Genomic DNA, 14,563 nt, shown 5'->3' on the forward strand with positions numbered 1-14,563 from the left:
AGCGGCGAAACGTGATACCTAAGTACCTTATTGGTAATCCCAACGTCTGTTAAGGCTTTTCGCAGGCGGGGGGTAGGAAAGAATGTGCAACTGTCGTTATTCAAGGTCAGAGGTGACGCGGGACACGTTTGTGGTAGTGCGTCGAGGGGGTATATGGAGTGACCAATGGCCCCTCAACTACCTGTCGAGGGGCCATAGAGAGGCGTGAGCAGCGAGGACTAGAAAATCTCGATGCGGCCGCCGATGTCTTCAGTCTGGGCGAGCTGGCGGACCCAGTGCGGCCCACCGGGGTGCAGCCGCAGGACGGGGCGGGAGGAAATCTTGACCGGGGAGACGGATTCCTTGCGGGCGCCGGAGCGGGCTTCGAGGCGGGTGCGGGTGCGGTGCCCGAACTCGATGAGCTCAGCGATGTTGGGTTCATCGCTGTCGAGCGCATCCCTGGCCTGGTTGAGTTGGTGAATGAAGTCGTCGAGGGCGACGACGAGGGAGGCGGCGTTGGATTCGCACATGGCGCGCTGGAGCGCGGGGTCGGTCGCCGCGACGCGGGTGGCGTCCTTGAAGGAGCCGGCGGCGAGCGACTGGGCCATGATGCCACCGTGGTCGCCGACGACGGAGAGTGCGGAGGCGATGACGTGAGGCAGGTGGGAGACGCGGGCGACAGCCATGTCGTGGTTGGCGACGCGGGCGGGCACGGCCTCCGCCTTCACGCGTACGATCATGCGGGTGACGTCGCTAAAGAGGTCGATCCACTCCTGAGGGGTGCGTTCCCCGCGTTCCTCGCATTCGGCGGCGTAATCGTAGGTGATGACCCACGCTGCTCGGACGAAGAGGCCTTCCTTGGAGGCGCGCCATCCCGAGAACTGGGTTCCGGCCATGGGGTGGCCGCCGACGTAGCGTCGTTCCAGCCCGTGGCGTCGGATCTCGTCGTAGACGGGTCCCTTAACGGAGACTACGTCGGTAATACCGCAACGGGGTGCTAATTCGACGACTCGGTCGAGGATCCCGCTCACGGCGCCCATGGGGACGGCCAAGACAATGATGGCGGCGTCGTCGTTGGCCTTGCGGAGGGTATCGTCGAGGTCGTCGCTGACGTCGAAACCGGCCTTGCGGGCGCTGCGGGCGCCGGAAGTGGACCGGTTGTAGCCGTACACGGAGTACCCGGCGGCGGCGAGGTCGCGCAGCAGCGAGCCGCCGATGAGGCCGAGGCCGATGATGCAGACGGGGCGGGGAGCGTTAGGGGAAGTCACGCCCCCGATTATGCCTGAGGCGGACTACGCTTTCTTTCTATGCAGGACTACAGCTTTGCGGTGACTGTCACGAGTGTGGACGGTCGGTGGCTTGTTAAGTCGTTTCCGGATGATTTCACCAACCCGAGGACCGCGATCATGGCGGTGCGGTCCCTGCGCGCCGAAGCCGCGGCGTTCGCTTTGCTGTGCGTGGAGGATGAGTACTTCGTTATCGCCCGTCCGGGGCCCAACGGCACGGCGGTCTTCCTCTCGGATGTGACGATGGCCGTCGATGACGACTTTGCTGCTGGCTGGGCGGCGGAGGCCAACTTGGAGGTTCCGGATATCGCTCCGGAGGATCTCGACGACGTCGACCCGCTGCCCGACGGCGACTTCGCCATCCTGGGGGACTTGGGCGTTGGTGAGGAGCTGTTGAGTGTGTTCGTGGATGACCCGGATCTGGCTCCGTCGGAGGCGTTGGAGCGTATCGCCGAGGAGCTGGGCTGTCTCGACGAGCTGAACGACGCAATCGACGGCTAGTGGGGGTGGCGCTTCCCTCGCCGCAGGGCCTGCTTCGGGCTGAGGAGCGGATGCGGCGGGCCCTGGCGGTAGCGCGCACCACCCCGGTGGGTGACATTCCGGTGGGTGCGGTGATTTTCGCCCCGGACGGATCGGAGCTGGCTACGGGCACGAACCGTCGGGAGGCCGACGGGGACCCCACGGCGCATGCGGAGGTGGTGGCGATCCGTCGAGCGGCGCAGACCTACGGTGATGGCTGGCGCCTGACTGGTTGCGAGCTGGTGGTGACGCTGGAGCCGTGCGTCATGTGTGCGGGGGCGGCCGTCGGCGCGCGGGTGGACTCCATTGTTTTCGGAGCGTGGGAACCGCGTACGGGGGCGTGTGGGTCTCTGGTGGACGCCGTGCGGGCGCCGGGGGCCATGCACGTTCCCGAAGTGCGCGGGGGCGTGCTCGGAGCAGAGACTGCTGAGCTGCTGTCGGAGTTCTTTGAGACGTTGCGCTCCTAGCGAGGGAGGCAAGGTTACAGCTTGGTATCGGTTGGGCCAGGCGGTGGCGAGGCCGACGTCCGCGTGGCTACAGTGGGCTTCGCGACTGTTGACGTGACGCACATCAATAGGCGCGTTAAGGGCCAAGGCGCTGGGGTGCATCGTTCGCGGTGTCGCCGGGGTGTCGGGCAGACAACAGGATCGACTACTTCAAGGAGCACAGTATGGGTGACATTCAGAACAAGGTTGACGACTTCGCCGGCAAGGCTAAGGAAGCCGCTGGCGACGTTACGAACAACGAGAGCCTGGAGAACGAGGGCAAGGCCGATCAGACCAAGGCCGACTTCAAGGAGACCCTCTCCAACGCCGCCGACGCCGTGAAGGACAAGGCTAACGAGGTCCTGGGCAAGTTCCAGGACAAGAAGTAAGGCGTCCACCAACATTTAGCAGCGGATTTGGCTGCGGGTGCCGCCACCGCCTAGAGTTTCGAGACGGTGGCGTGTCCGAGCGGCCGAAGGTGCTCGCCTCGAAAGCGAGTGTGGGTAAAACCACCGCGGGTTCAAATCCCGCCGCCACCGCCACGAGAATCGCCGGCCCCTGAAGATCTTAGGGGTCGGCGATTTTTTGAGTCTCATTACTAAGGCTCACTACACTATCTCCGAAGCAGCCGGCACGCGTTAGGGGCGACAGGACACCGTGGCACACATTCTTTTCCACGTAGGGCGATGGTCTTTCCTCAATCGATGGAAGGTCATCGTGGCCTGGCTGATTCTGGTAATCGGCATGGTGACGGCCGCGATGAACCTCATGCGGCCGCTGACCACGGAGTTCGCCATCGCCGGCACGCCGTCCATCGAGGCGATCGACACGCTGGATAAGCACTTCCCTGGTATGGGGGAGTCGATCAATGCAGCGAGCGTCAACCTGGTGTTCCAGGCCCCGGAGGGCCAGACGCTGGACGAGCCGCATAACGCAAAGGCGATTGGCGACGTGGTCAGTTACGTCGACGAGAACCTGGCCGAAAAGCGAGACCTGCGCCGCTTCGGTAACCCATTGGAGGTGTCGCCGAAGCTGCAAGAGGGCGTGGTCGCGATGGAGACGGAGCAGGGGCTGCCGGAGGCGGCGGCCCGCGCCGACGCCGACAATCTGGCCATGGTGTCCGACGATAGGACCATCGCGTACACCACTTTCACGTTCGACGTGGAGTCTGCGCAGTCGGTGACTGAGCAGCACCGCGACGTCGTTTTGAAGGCGATGGAGATCGGCCGGGACCAGGGCCTGCGGGTGGAGGCTGGTGGTCCCGGGTTCGGTGATCCCATCGTCATCAATTCCACCAGTGAGGCCATCGGCCTGGCGGTGGCCTTCGTCATCCTCATGGTGACGTTCGGTTCCCTCGTGGCGGCGATCATGCCGGTGGTGACGGCGGTGGTCGGCGTGGGCCTGGGCATGATGTCCATCCTGGTCATTACACACTGGGTGGATCTCAACAACACGACCCCGGTGCTGTCGGTGATGATCGGCCTGGCGGTAGGTATCGACTACTCCCTGTTCGTGTTGTCGCGTTATCGCACGGAGCGGCAACGGCTCGACGGGCCGAACGCGGCAGGGCTCGCCGTCGGCACGGCCGGGTCTTCGGTGGTCTTCGCCGGAGTGACCGTGTTCGTGGCGCTGGCGGCGTTGGTCATTGCCCGTATCGAATTCCTCACGTGGATGGGTGCGGTGGCGGCCTTGACCGTCGGCCTGGCGGTGCTTGTGTCGCTGACGCTGACCCCGGCGCTGCTCGGTGTCTTCGGGGACCGGGCGTTCGCGGCCAAGGTGCCGGGAGTGGCCGGTAACCGTTCGCTGCGGACGAAGACGTGGCCCGCCCCGGATTCGTGGAAGCATATGCAGGGCGACACGCTGGGACGCAAGTGGGTCAAGCTGGTGCATAAGGCGCCGTCGCTGGTTATCGCCGTGGTCATCCTCGGTTTCGGGGCGTTGACGCTGCCGGTGAAGGACCTGGAGATGGCGTTGCCGTCGGACATGACGTCGAACTATGACACGACGCAGCGCAAGGCGGCGGAGCTCATGGAGGATGGTTTCGGCGCCGGTGTCAACGCGCCGCTGTTGCTCATCGTCGACGCCACGAATGCGGACCCGCAGGCGTCGGCTCTCCAGCCGCTCATTGAGGCCCAGGTGGCCGGGAACCCGGATATGCCGCGGGAGGACGCGGCTCGCTTCGCCACCTTCCTGTACACGGTGGGGCAGGCTAATTCCTTGGCGGATGTCACGCACGCGCAGTTCATCGCCATCAGCGAGGACCAGAATGCGGCGCAGGTGCTGGTGACCCCGGAGTCGGGGCCGGCGGATCAGGAAACGGTGGAGATCGCGAAAGCGCTGCGCACGCTCGCCGAGCAAGTCAGCTCCGCGACGGGTGCGGAGATTGGCCTGACGGGTCTCACGGCCGTGCAGATGGACATCACCGAAGGCCTGAGCGCAGCGATGGGCCCGTACCTGGCGGTGGTGGTCGGCCTGGCCATTATTCTGTTGCTGCTGGTGTTCCGCTCGATCATGGTGCCGGTGGTCGCCGGTCTGGGCTTCCTGCTGTCCGTGGGCGCGTCCTTCGGCATGACGGTGTTGGTGTGGCAGGAGGGCCTGTGGAACCTGGTGCCGACCCCGGCGCCGCTGCTGAGCTTCATGCCGATCTTCCTCATCGGCGTCACCTTCGGCCTGGCCATGGACTACCAGATCTTCCTGGCCACCCGGATGCGTGAGCACTTTATTCACAACGGTGGCCGGTCTATTCCCGGTTCTCCGTATAACGCGGTGGAGGAGTCCATCATCGTGGGCTTCGGCAACTCGGCCCGCGTGGTGACCGCGGCGGCAATCATCATGATCTCCGTGTTCGTGGCCTTTATTAACCAGCCTCTGCCGTTTATCCAGATCTTCGGTTTTTCGCTGGGGCTGTCTGTCCTCTTTGATGCCTTCTTTGTCCGCATGGGCCTGGTCCCGGCGACGATGTTCATCATGGGGCGCGCTACGTGGTGGATGCCGCGCTGGTTGGACCGGATCCTGCCGAACATTGACGTGGAGGGAACCGCCTTGGAGAAGAAGTTTGAGGACGTCGGGCCGGTGCCGCAGGATGGCCCGCCGACGCGGATCCTTCCCGCGGTCCCGGATGCCCCGGCTGCACCGGCGCACGCGGCGTATTCGTTCACGGAGACCGGTTTCACGTATCGCCCCTTCGGGGGGTCTGGTTCTACCCGGGCTCGCCACCGCCTGGAAGAGGAGGAATAATGCAGCACCATGCAGGCGCTGAGGACTTAAGCTTCGAGGTCGGTACGGCTCTGGAGGCCGGGCCGGGCCGGCACGGGCGAAGTGGCGTGATTCACACCCCGCATGGGGATATTGCGACCCCGGCGTTCATCCCGGTCGCCACGAAGGCCACGGTGAAGACGCTGACCCCGGAGCAGATTGCGGCGACGGGGGCGCAGGCGATTCTGTCCAACGCGTACCACTTGTACTTGCAGCCTGGCCACGACATCGTCGACGAGGCGGGCGGCGTGGCCGCTTTCGAGAATTGGGACGGCCCGACGTATACCGACTCCGGCGGATTCCAGGTGATGAGCCTGGGGGTGGGGTTCAAAAAGGTGCTGGCGATGGACACGACGGGTCTGAACGAATCGGATATTCGGGCCAAAGATCGGCAGCGACTGGCTACGGTCGACGAAGACGGGGTGGACTTCAAGTCCATTATCGACGGGTCGATGCACCGTTTTACCCCCGAGGTAAGCATGCAGATCCAGCACGGCCTGGGCGCGGACATTATGTTCGCCTTCGATGAGTTAACGACCCTCGTCGATTCCCGGGCCTATCAGGAGCAGTCGGTGGAGCGAACCCTGCGGTGGGCGCAGCGGTGCCTGGTGGAGCACGACCGCCTGACCCGCGCGCGCGAGGGCAAGGCGAAGCAGTCATTGTGGGGTGTGGTGCAGGGTGCGCAGTACGAGGACCTGCGTCGCCACGCCGCCCGGGAGCTGGTGGCGCTTTCCGACGCTGCGGAGGCTGAGGGGCGGCGCGGTTTTGGCGGCTTCGGCATCGGCGGGGCGATCGAGAAGGAGAACCTGGGGACCATCGTCGGCTGGGCGTGCGACGAGCTGCCGGCGTCGAAGCCGCGGCACCTGTTGGGGATTTCGGAACCCGACGACCTATTCACCGCGGTCGAAGCAGGTGCGGACACGTTCGATTGTGTGGCGCCGACTCGCCTGGCGCGCCGCGGTGGCGTGTACACCCTCGACGGGCGGATGAACCTCACCGCGGCGCGTTTCAAGCGGGACTTCCGGGGCGTCGACGAGGAGTTCGGCGGTTACGTGTCGGAGAACTTCTCCCGCGCCTACCTGCATCATCTGCTCAAGGCCAAGGAGTTCCTGGCGGGCACGCTGTGCACGATTCACAACGTGGCCTTCATGGTGCGGCTGGTGGATAACATCCGTAGCTCCATCGAGGGCGGATATTTCGACGCCTACCGTGAGGAATTCCTGGGCCGCTATTACGCTCACGGCGGCCGCGCTCCGGAGGGCCGCTAGTAGCGTTCGTGTTTCTTCACGGCGGCGACGACGCCGTAGGTGGCGGGCAGGAGCATCGCCTCCAGGAGGGTTTTCCACAGGAAGCCGACGATGACGTAGTTGGCGAAGTCCCCGGCGTTGGTGATACCGATGGCCGGGGCGGCGATGGTGCAAAAGACTAGAGTATCGCCGAATTGTCCGACGACGGTCGAACCGACGAGTCGTGCCCACAGGGAACGCTCGCCGGTGCGGGCTTTGATCTTCACCAGTGCCCAGGCGTTGAGCAGCTGGCCGAGCGCGTAGCCGGCGAGCGACGCGGCGACGATGCGGGGGACCAGCCCAAGGATGAGGGCGAACTCGGCGTTGTTGGGGTAAAAGTCCGCGGCGGGCAGCGCGATGCCGATGTAGAAGCAAATGACCGCGAACACCATGATGCCGAAACCGGTGAGGACGGTGCGTCGGGCGGCGCGAAACCCGTACACCTCGCTGATGAGATCGCCGATGATGTAGCTCACGGGGAAGAGGAAGAAGGCGGCGTCGAGCACCAACGGCCCGATCTGGACCCCCTTCGAGGCGAGGATGTTGGACAAGAGGAAGACGCTGGCGCTCATCGCGACGAGTACGGGGTAGAGCCCGGATCCGGTAGCGACGTGGCGCGGGGCGTCGATGATGGACGTCGTCGAGTCAGCCATGCCGACATCCTAAACTCGGTGGCTATGAATCTCCCAGCTGGGCGCTACGCCCCGTCCCCGAGCGGTGATCTCCACCTCGGCAACCTTCGCACCGCCGCATTGGCTTGGCTGTTCGCGGTGTATTCCGGGCGGCGCTTCGTCTTAAGGGTCGAGGACATTGACGCCGGGCGGTCGTCGTCGGCGGCCGCCGAACGGCAGATGGCGGATCTCAAGGCGATAGGGCTGACCTGGGAGGGGGAGGTGACGTACCAATCGCAGCGCCGGCCACGGTATGAGGGGGTTCTCGCTGAGCTGGCCGCGCGGGGATTAGTGTACGAGTGCTTTTGCAGCCGCCGAGATATCCAGGATGCGGCGCGGGCCCCGCACGCGGTGCCGGGGGTGTACCCGGGAACGTGTCGGGACTTAAGCGAGCCCGAACGGGACCGGCGCCGCCGGCACCTTGCCGACGCCGGCCGGGTGCCCAGCCTCCGGCTGCGTGCGGATGCGTCGAGTTTTAGCGTCCGTGATTTCTACGCCGGGGACTACGTCGGTGAGGTTGACGATTTTGTGCTGCGGCGCGGCGGCAACGTGGGGCAGGCGGGCGACTTCGCCTATAACTTCGCGGTGGTCATTGATGATGCCGACGCGGGCGTGGACCAGGTGGTGCGCGGCGATGACTTGTTGGCCTCCGCGCCTCGTCAGGCGTATCTGGCTTCGCTCCTGGGCGTGCCGGCGCCGGAGTACGTTCACGTTTCGTTGGTGCTCGGGCCCACGGGTGCCCGACTAGCCAAGCGCGACGGCGCCGTCACCCTGCGGGACCTGGGCGACCGGCAGGCGGTCGTGCGGTGGATCTGCGCGACGATTGGCTACCCGGAGGCGGCGACACTGGCCGAGGTGGCCGAGGTTTTTGACCCGCGCCGGGTGCCCCGGCATCCTGTTCAGTTTTGGGGTTTAACGCCGAGTGCCGGTGATGACGAAGGGCCGGATGGGCGCGTGCCCGGGCGCGACGCCCTCCGCTAGGTCAAGCGCGTAGAGGTTGTCGAGGTAGGTGACGGTGACGTCGGTCAGCCCGGCGGCGCGGAAGGATTCCACGTAGACCGCCGGATCGTCGACGAAGACGTTGGGCAGCCGCTGCTGAGTGTCCGCGTTGTAGGCGGTGAGGAAGGCTTCACCGAAGTCGTCGACGTCGGTGATGCCGTTGGGGAAGTGGGCGGCATCGATGGCGACGACGACGCCCCCGGGGCGCAGGAGCCGGGCCCAGGACGCGACGGCGGTGTCGCGCGCGGGTAAGGTCCAGAGGACGAATCGGCTGGTGACGGCGTCGAAGCTGGCATCGGCGAAGGCAGGGGCGGTGGCGTCTCCGAGGAGGTAGGTGGGTTGGTGCTCGGCGGGGCGGGTGGCGGCGACGCGCCGGGCCTCGTCGAGCATGCCGGCAGCGGTGTCGATGCCGGTGACGCGGTGGCCGGCGTCGGCGAGCAGTTGGGCGAGGTAACCGGTTCCGGTGCCGACGTCGAGTACCTGTGCGGACGCTGGCAGGAGAGGTTCGAGGGTGCGCTCGAAGATCTGGCGCCGTTGGGAAGCCGTGGGGTTGGTGACGGTGTAGCGCTGATAGGAGGCGGCACGGTCGGACCAGTAGGCGTCGAGCCGGGATTGGATTGCGGTCATTGAAAAGACTTTCCGAGAGATGGTTTGAGTGATATGATCTTTGCCATATTAATCAATTGATTGATCGAATGGCTGGAGGGTATGGCAGACTCGGCACCTCAACTAGGCCTCGGCGCCGCCCGGCGGCGTGCGTGGGCGCTCGGCGGCGTCCTCATCGTGACGATGATCGTCACCATGTTCGTTGGCATCCTCTTCGGTTCGGTGACCGTCGATCCGAGTGAGGTTATCGCCATCCTGCGCAACCAGCTCCTCCCCGGCGGCGCCGCGGATGCCGGTGGCACGAACACCGCCGTGATCTGGGAGATCCGCACCCCCCGAGTAGTCCTGGGCGCCTTCGCCGGCGCAGGCCTGGCCGTGGCAGGTCTTATCATGCAGGCCCTGGTGCGCAACATGCTTGCCGATCCTTATGTGGTCGGCATCAACTCGGGCGCAAGCTGCGGCGCCGCGGGCGCGATCCTCTTCGGTTTCGGCGCCATGTTTGGCGACTACGCCCTGCAGACGTCGGCGTTTCTCGGCGCGCTGGCTGCCAGTGTGCTCATCTTCGTCGTTGCCCGGGCCGGCGGCACCCTCACCTCGGTGCGCCTGCTCATGGCGGGCGTGGCCGTGGGCTACGCCCTGTCGGCGCTGACGAGCTTCCTTATCTTCGCCTCGGACTCGGCGGAAGGCTCCCGGTCGGTCATGTTCTGGCTGCTCGGATCCCTGGGCTTGGCCGCCTTCAACGGTCCGCTGCTGGTGGTGGCGGTGGTGGTCTGCATCGTCATCCTGTTGGCGGCACGGTGGGCGTCGAAGCTGGACGCGCTGGCGTTGGGTGACGACACCGCGTTGACGCTGGGCATGAACCCGGAGCGGTTCCGGGCGGTGGCGCTGGTGGTGACCTGCCTGCTCATCGGCGTCATCGTGGCCATGGTCGGCTCTATTGGCTTCGTCGGCCTCGTCGTGCCGCACCTGGCCCGGCGCCTGGTCGGCGGTGTTCACCGCTACAGCATCCCCATTTCGGCGCTGCTCGGCGCGGTGCTGCTGCTGTGGGCGGATCTCGGGGCGCGCACCCTCATGTCCCCGGAAGAGATCCCCATCGGCATCATCACCGCCCTGGTGGGCGCCCCATTCCTACTGATCCTCGTCCGGCGGATGTATTCCGGACACAACCACTAAGGAACAACCATGAAGACCCGTGCTCTTGCCATTGGCCTGTGCGCCGCCGTCGGCCTCGTGCTAGTCGGCTGCTCGCCGGACGAGCAGCCCTCGACCTCGACCACCGCCAGCAACGACGCCGCCACCACCGCGGCCGCCGCCCAGGAGGGATCCATCCAGGTCGAGAACTGCGGCCAGACGTTTACCCTCGATTCCCCGGCGCAGCAGGCAACGCTGCTGGCCCCGAACTCGGTGACCACTCTGTCTGCCCTCGGTGTGCTCGACCAGGTAGTGGCCAAGGCCGGCTTCTACCCGCCGGAGTACTTCGACGACGCCACCAATGCCAAGCTTGACGGCATCGAGACCCTCTCGGATCGGCTCGACCCCTCCGGGCACCTGCAGATCTCCCGGGAGCAGGTGATGGCCACTAACCCGGACCTCATCATCGGCTACACCGACCAGATCACCCCGGACACCATGAAGCCGCAGGGCATCCCGGTGGTGACCGAGGAGGCCTACTGCGACGGCATCGAGGGCGACGCCACCTGGGAGGACGTCTACCACCACGTCGAGCTGTACGCGGCGCTCTTCGGCAAGCCGGAGGAAGGTGCAGCCTACATCGAGGAGCTGAAGAAGACCGTCGCCAGCTTCGAGGGTGAGGACAGCGGCAAGACCGTGGCGGTGCTCTACCCGACCGTCGGCGGCGGCGTGACCTACGCCTACGGCACCGGCAGCATGTCCCACCCGGTGGTCACCGGTGCGGGCCTGGAGAATGTCTTCGCTGACACCTCGGAGCGCGTCTTTGAGGTCAGCGCCGAGCAGCTGGTGGACCGCGCCCCGGACGTCATCGTGGCCCTGTACCAGTCGGACAACCCGGACGAGATCATCGACGCCGTGCGCCAGCTGCCCGGCTCTGAGGCCATCCCGGCGGTCCGCGATAACCGCATCATCCCGCTGCTGTTCAACTACGCGGAGCCGCCGACCCCGCTGGCGGTCAAGGGTGTCGAGGTCCTCAAGAACGAGCTCGCGGAGAAGTAAGTGCTCGTCACGCGCGCGCTAGGATTCCGGCGTGGCCAGCATCCCGTGGTCTCCGGCGTGGACGTGGATGTCGCCGCCGGCGAGGTGGTCGGCATCGTCGGCCCGAATGGTTCCGGCAAGACCACCCTCATGCGGCTGCTCTATGGATCCCTCGCCCCGAGTGAAGGGGAGATCAGGATCAACGGCCGCCCGACCGACTCCTACCGTCGCTCCGAGCTCGCCCGGATGCTGTCGGTGGTGGTGCAAGAGCCAGGCACGGAGAACCCCATCAGCGTCGCCGACCTGGTCATGCTCGGGAGGTTGCCCTACCGAACTGGCCGGGAGGAGAACGAGGCCATCGTCGTCGATGCGCTGCGGCGCGTCGGGATGCTCAAGGCGGCGACGACGGACTTCACTCACCTCAGCGGCGGCGAGCGCCAGCGCGTGCTCATCGCTCGCGCCCTCGCCCAGCAGGCGCGGATCATGATCCTTGACGAACCCACTAACCACTTGGACATCCACTTCCAGCACGAGGCCATGCACTTGGTGCGGGCAGTGGTGGGCGACGACGGTGACGGCGTGGGAACGGGCCGGGACCGGGCCGCGATCGTGGTGCTGCACGATCTCAATCTGGCGGCCCGCTACTGTGACCGGGTCTATGTGCTTCACGACGGTGTCGTTGCCGCTCATGGTCGCCCGTCGGAGGTGCTGGTCCCTGAGGTGCTGGAGCCTGTCTACAACATCCGGGTACGCGTGGGCGAGGTCGACGGCGCCCCGAGCCTCGTGTTCTCTCGGCGCTAGGAGGGCGGCGCAGCGGTTGGTCTGCTGCGCTTCGCCCGGGGCGGCCCGTCGGCGCGGGGAGCTGGCCTGAGCAAAGGCTGAAATTTTCCCTTAACTTTCGCTTACGCGACGCACTTTACGCCCTCGCACGTCCGTCTACGTCCACCTTGGATAAGTGCCGTGACCAGCCAAAACACCACGGAAACAAAGAAAAACGCCTGGCCGCGATTGGCCAGGCGTTTTACCCTTGGCGGAGGATGTGGGATTTGAACCCACGAGGGGCGTGAACCCCGCACGCGTTCCAGGCGTGTGACATAGGCCGCTAGTCGAATCCTCCGAGGAAGTACTTTAGCTGATGCCCACAACCGCACCAAAACTGCAGGTAGTGACGGGAAAGTGGCTATCAGGTTGCGTCTTGGTGGCGACAGTTTGCTCTAACCCCCACCCCGTGGGCTACAGTTAGGACAGGATCCCACGCGGCGTCCATCTCGTGAACTCCCCCAGGGCAGGAATGCAGCAAGGGTCAGCGGGCTCTGACGGGTGCGTGGGGTCCCTTTATATGCATGGACTGCTCGCGCCCGGATGCCTGGCGGGACGAGATTCTGTAGGGGGACAGGGTAGGGTAGTGGCGGGTCGTGGCGTAGGCGCCCGGCCGCCCCCACATAGTTCGTCAGCAGAAGGAATGTGAGCACCATGTCGCTTCTCAACCTTGACTCCGACCAGCGTGCGGAACTCGCGGCGAAGGTTCGTCGCGATTACGCCGAGCTGAAGGCCAGCAACCTCGCGTTGGATCTCACTCGCGGTAAGCCGTCGTCCGAGCAGCTCGACATTGGTCGCTCCCTGCTCGCCCTGCCGGGTGAGGAGGATGTCCGCGACGCCGACGGCGTCGACGTGCGCAACTACGGCAACCTCAAGGGCATCCGGGACATCCGTGAGCTGTGGGCCGACCTGCTTGGCGTCTCTGCGGACACGCTTATCGCCGCGGACGCCTCCAGCCTCAACCTGGAGTACGACCTGGTGGCCTTGGCCCACAGCTTCGGCACCCAGGATTCCCCGCGGCCGTGGTCGCAGGAGGAGACCGTGAAGTGGATCTGCCTGGTCCCGGGCTATGACCGCCACTTCACCATCACCGAGGCCTTTGGCTACGAGATGCTCACCGTGCCGTGGCTCGACGAGGGCCCGGACCTCGACGCCATCCGCGAGGCTGTCAAGGACCCGCAGGTCAAGGGCCTGTGGATCGTCCCGATGTTCGCCAACCCCTCCGGCCACACCGTCTCTGCGGACGACGTGCGCGCGCTCGCCGAGATGGACACCGCCGCTGCGGACTTCCGTATCTTCTGGGACAACGCCTACGCGGTGCACACCCTGACCGACGAGTTCCCGGAGATCCTCGACGTGGTCGGCATCGCCGCCGAGGCCGGCAACCCGAACCGTTTCTACCAGTTCTCCTCCACGTCGAAGATCACCTTCGCCGGTGCCGGCGTCGCCTTCCTCAACACCTCTGAGGCGAACCTCGCCTGGTACCTCAAGCACGCCGGCGTGCGCGGCATCGGGCCGAACAAGGTCAACCAGCTCGCCCACGCCCGCTACTTCGGCGACGCGGAGGGCGTGCGGGCGGTCATGCGTAAGCACGCCGCTCTGCTGGCTCCGAAGTTCGCCCGCGTCCTGGACATCCTGGAGGCGAACCTCGGCGAGTACGACGTCGCCCGCTGGACGAAGCCCACGGGCGGGTACTTCATTTCCCTTGACGTCCTGGACGGCACCGCAGCCCGCGTCGTCGAGCTCGCCCGCGAGGCAGGCATCGCCCTGACCCCGGCCGGTTCGTCCTTCCCGCTGCACGACGACCCCAACGATCGCAACATCCGCCTGGCGCCGTCGCTGCCGCCGGTGGAGGAGCTGGAGGCGGCCATGGAGGGCGTGACCGTCTGCGTCCTGCTCGCCGCCCTGGAAAAGCTGGGCGCCTAGTGCGTCCCGACGCCACCGCTGACTGGCTCGGCGGCATCGTCCCCGCGCCCCTCGACGTCCGGGAGGTCGCCGGCATGACGGTCGCCGCAGCCCGGCTGGACGACGGCCGGTCGGTGGCGTCGACGCTCGACTTCGCCGCAATCGATACCGGGCTTCTGCTGGCCGACAACCCGTCGCAGGAGGTGCGCTGCGAGCTCCTGACGTGCGCCCGCGTCCCCGTCGGCGCGGCCGTCGGCGTCGTGCTGGCTACGGGATCGCTGCTGGCCGACGCCGCCGGCAGCCTACCGGCGCGCCCGGGCGTGCTAGTGCCGGGCGTCGGCGAACGCGCCGGTGTCGGTCACTTGGCTGGGGCTACGGTGCGCCACGGGTTGCTCACCGTGCCGCAACTGTGGGGTGGTGACACCCCGCAGGTCTCGGAGGAGGGCCGGCTCACTCTCATGCTTGAGGTGCTCATGATTACCGACGACGAGTACGAGGTCGCCTGCGACCGCGGGGCGGAGGCACTGCTGACCCGGTTGCGTCGCCGCGGGTCCGACCTGGCGAACTGGTACCGCGAGTAGCCC

Annotated in this window: 14 protein-coding genes, 2 tRNA genes and 1 other RNA gene; 13 read left to right on the forward strand and 4 right to left on the reverse strand. The window is 66.1% G+C overall.

Annotated elements, in window-relative coordinates; translation table 11 throughout:
- Nucleotides 1-218 precede the first annotated feature (218 nt).
- Nucleotides 219-1,247 (reverse strand): prephenate dehydrogenase, encoded by a 1,029-nt coding sequence (locus CUTER_RS00595; RefSeq protein WP_047258796.1) that lies wholly within the window; start codon nt 1,245-1,247, stop codon nt 219-221.
- Nucleotides 1,248-1,286: 39 nt separating this feature from the next.
- Between CUTER_RS00595 and CUTER_RS00600 the strand changes: the two genes are divergently transcribed.
- The 6 genes from CUTER_RS00600 (at nt 1,287) to tgt (ending at nt 6,792) form a co-directional block, all read left to right on the forward strand.
- Nucleotides 1,287-1,766: a tRNA adenosine deaminase-associated protein gene (locus CUTER_RS00600; RefSeq protein ID WP_047258797.1), complete on the forward strand. Its 480-nt coding sequence runs from the start codon at nt 1,287-1,289 to the stop codon at nt 1,764-1,766.
- A gap of 50 nt (nt 1,767-1,816) precedes the next feature.
- Nucleotides 1,817-2,251 (forward strand): nucleoside deaminase, encoded by a 435-nt coding sequence (locus tag CUTER_RS00605; RefSeq protein ID WP_047260469.1) that lies wholly within the window; start codon nt 1,817-1,819, stop codon nt 2,249-2,251.
- A 203-nt stretch (nt 2,252-2,454) separates the two neighbouring features.
- Complete coding sequence (locus CUTER_RS00610; protein ID WP_047258798.1) at nt 2,455-2,658, forward strand: CsbD family protein; 204 nt, start codon at nt 2,455-2,457, stop codon at nt 2,656-2,658.
- A gap of 65 nt (nt 2,659-2,723) precedes the next feature.
- Nucleotides 2,724-2,811, forward strand: a tRNA-Ser gene (locus CUTER_RS00615).
- 115 nt (nt 2,812-2,926) lie between these two features.
- The gene (locus CUTER_RS00620; protein ID WP_082121198.1) at nt 2,927-5,506 is read left to right on the forward strand and encodes an MMPL family transporter; all 2,580 of its coding nucleotides are present in this window, start codon (nt 2,927-2,929) and stop codon (nt 5,504-5,506) included.
- A complete protein-coding gene (tgt, locus tag CUTER_RS00625) occupies nt 5,506-6,792 on the forward strand; it encodes a tRNA guanosine(34) transglycosylase Tgt (RefSeq protein WP_047258799.1) in 1,287 nt (428 codons plus the stop codon). Before CUTER_RS00620 ends, tgt begins: the two co-directional genes overlap by 1 nt.
- Here tgt and CUTER_RS00630 read toward each other — a convergent pair.
- The gene (locus CUTER_RS00630) at nt 6,789-7,463 is read right to left on the reverse strand and encodes a queuosine precursor transporter (protein ID WP_047258800.1); all 675 of its coding nucleotides are present in this window, start codon (nt 7,461-7,463) and stop codon (nt 6,789-6,791) included. The two genes, tgt and CUTER_RS00630, sit on opposite strands and share 4 nt — an antisense overlap.
- Nucleotides 7,464-7,487: 24 nt before the next feature.
- Between CUTER_RS00630 and gluQRS the strand changes: the two genes are divergently transcribed.
- Nucleotides 7,488-8,462 carry a tRNA glutamyl-Q(34) synthetase GluQRS gene (gene gluQRS, locus CUTER_RS00635; protein WP_082121199.1) on the forward strand — a complete coding sequence of 325 codons (975 nt, stop codon included), beginning with the start codon at nt 7,488-7,490 and terminating at the stop codon, nt 8,460-8,462.
- Here gluQRS and CUTER_RS00640 read toward each other — a convergent pair.
- Entirely contained in the window at nt 8,394-9,140 is a 747-nt protein-coding gene (locus CUTER_RS00640; protein ID WP_330217693.1) for a methyltransferase domain-containing protein, read from the reverse strand. The genes gluQRS and CUTER_RS00640 overlap by 69 nt on opposite strands.
- 48 nt (nt 9,141-9,188) lie before the next feature.
- Between CUTER_RS00640 and CUTER_RS00645 the strand changes: the two genes are divergently transcribed.
- Genes CUTER_RS00645 through CUTER_RS00655 form a run of 3 tightly spaced genes read left to right on the forward strand, consistent with a single transcriptional unit; the run spans nt 9,189 to nt 12,056 of the window.
- Nucleotides 9,189-10,259: a FecCD family ABC transporter permease gene (locus CUTER_RS00645; RefSeq protein ID WP_047258802.1), complete on the forward strand. Its 1,071-nt coding sequence runs from the start codon at nt 9,189-9,191 to the stop codon at nt 10,257-10,259.
- 9 nt (nt 10,260-10,268) lie between these two features.
- Nucleotides 10,269-11,276 (forward strand): ABC transporter substrate-binding protein, encoded by a 1,008-nt coding sequence (locus tag CUTER_RS00650; protein WP_047258803.1) that lies wholly within the window; start codon nt 10,269-10,271, stop codon nt 11,274-11,276.
- The gene (locus tag CUTER_RS00655) at nt 11,277-12,056 is read left to right on the forward strand and encodes an ABC transporter ATP-binding protein (RefSeq protein WP_047258804.1); all 780 of its coding nucleotides are present in this window, start codon (nt 11,277-11,279) and stop codon (nt 12,054-12,056) included. It abuts the gene before it with no gap.
- A 227-nt stretch (nt 12,057-12,283) separates the two neighbouring features.
- Here the strand turns inward: CUTER_RS00655 and CUTER_RS00660 are convergent.
- A tRNA-Ser gene (locus CUTER_RS00660) sits at nt 12,284-12,372 on the reverse strand.
- 126 nt (nt 12,373-12,498) lie between these two features.
- On the opposite strand from CUTER_RS00660, the gene ffs reads away from it, so the two are divergent.
- The 3 genes from ffs (at nt 12,499) to CUTER_RS11690 (ending at nt 14,560) form a co-directional block, all read left to right on the forward strand.
- Nucleotides 12,499-12,595: signal recognition particle sRNA small type (gene ffs / locus CUTER_RS11170), an RNA gene on the forward strand.
- Between the two features lie 133 nt (nt 12,596-12,728).
- Entirely contained in the window at nt 12,729-14,000 is a 1,272-nt protein-coding gene (locus CUTER_RS00665) for an aminotransferase class I/II-fold pyridoxal phosphate-dependent enzyme (protein ID WP_047258805.1), read from the forward strand.
- A complete protein-coding gene (locus CUTER_RS11690) occupies nt 14,000-14,560 on the forward strand; it encodes a suppressor of fused domain protein (RefSeq protein ID WP_052843953.1) in 561 nt (186 codons plus the stop codon). Before CUTER_RS00665 ends, CUTER_RS11690 begins: the two co-directional genes overlap by 1 nt.
- Nucleotides 14,561-14,563: the final 3 nt, after the last annotated feature.

It is taken from the genome of Corynebacterium uterequi (assembly GCF_001021065.1).
Lineage (GTDB): Bacteria > Actinomycetota > Actinomycetes > Mycobacteriales > Mycobacteriaceae > Corynebacterium > Corynebacterium uterequi.

Excerpts from the sequence above, each read along its gene's own strand:
- CUTER_RS00665 (WP_047258805.1), top strand. The coding sequence starts at position 12,729 with ATGTCGCTTCTCAACCTTGACTCCGACCAGCGTGCGGAACTCGCGGCG.
- CUTER_RS00610 (WP_047258798.1), top strand. The coding sequence starts at position 2,455 with ATGGGTGACATTCAGAACAAGGTTGACGACTTCGCCGGCAAGGCTAAG.
- CUTER_RS00600 (WP_047258797.1), top strand. The coding sequence starts at position 1,287 with ATGCAGGACTACAGCTTTGCGGTGACTGTCACGAGTGTGGACGGTCGG.
- CUTER_RS00650 (WP_047258803.1), top strand. The coding sequence starts at position 10,269 with ATGAAGACCCGTGCTCTTGCCATTGGCCTGTGCGCCGCCGTCGGCCTC.
- CUTER_RS00630 (WP_047258800.1), bottom strand. The coding sequence starts at position 7,463 with ATGGCTGACTCGACGACGTCCATCATCGACGCCCCGCGCCACGTCGCT.
- CUTER_RS00605 (WP_047260469.1), top strand. The coding sequence starts at position 1,817 with ATGCGGCGGGCCCTGGCGGTAGCGCGCACCACCCCGGTGGGTGACATT.
- tgt (WP_047258799.1), top strand. The coding sequence starts at position 5,506 with ATGCAGCACCATGCAGGCGCTGAGGACTTAAGCTTCGAGGTCGGTACG.
- CUTER_RS00645 (WP_047258802.1), top strand. The coding sequence starts at position 9,189 with ATGGCAGACTCGGCACCTCAACTAGGCCTCGGCGCCGCCCGGCGGCGT.
- gluQRS (WP_082121199.1), top strand. The coding sequence starts at position 7,488 with ATGAATCTCCCAGCTGGGCGCTACGCCCCGTCCCCGAGCGGTGATCTC.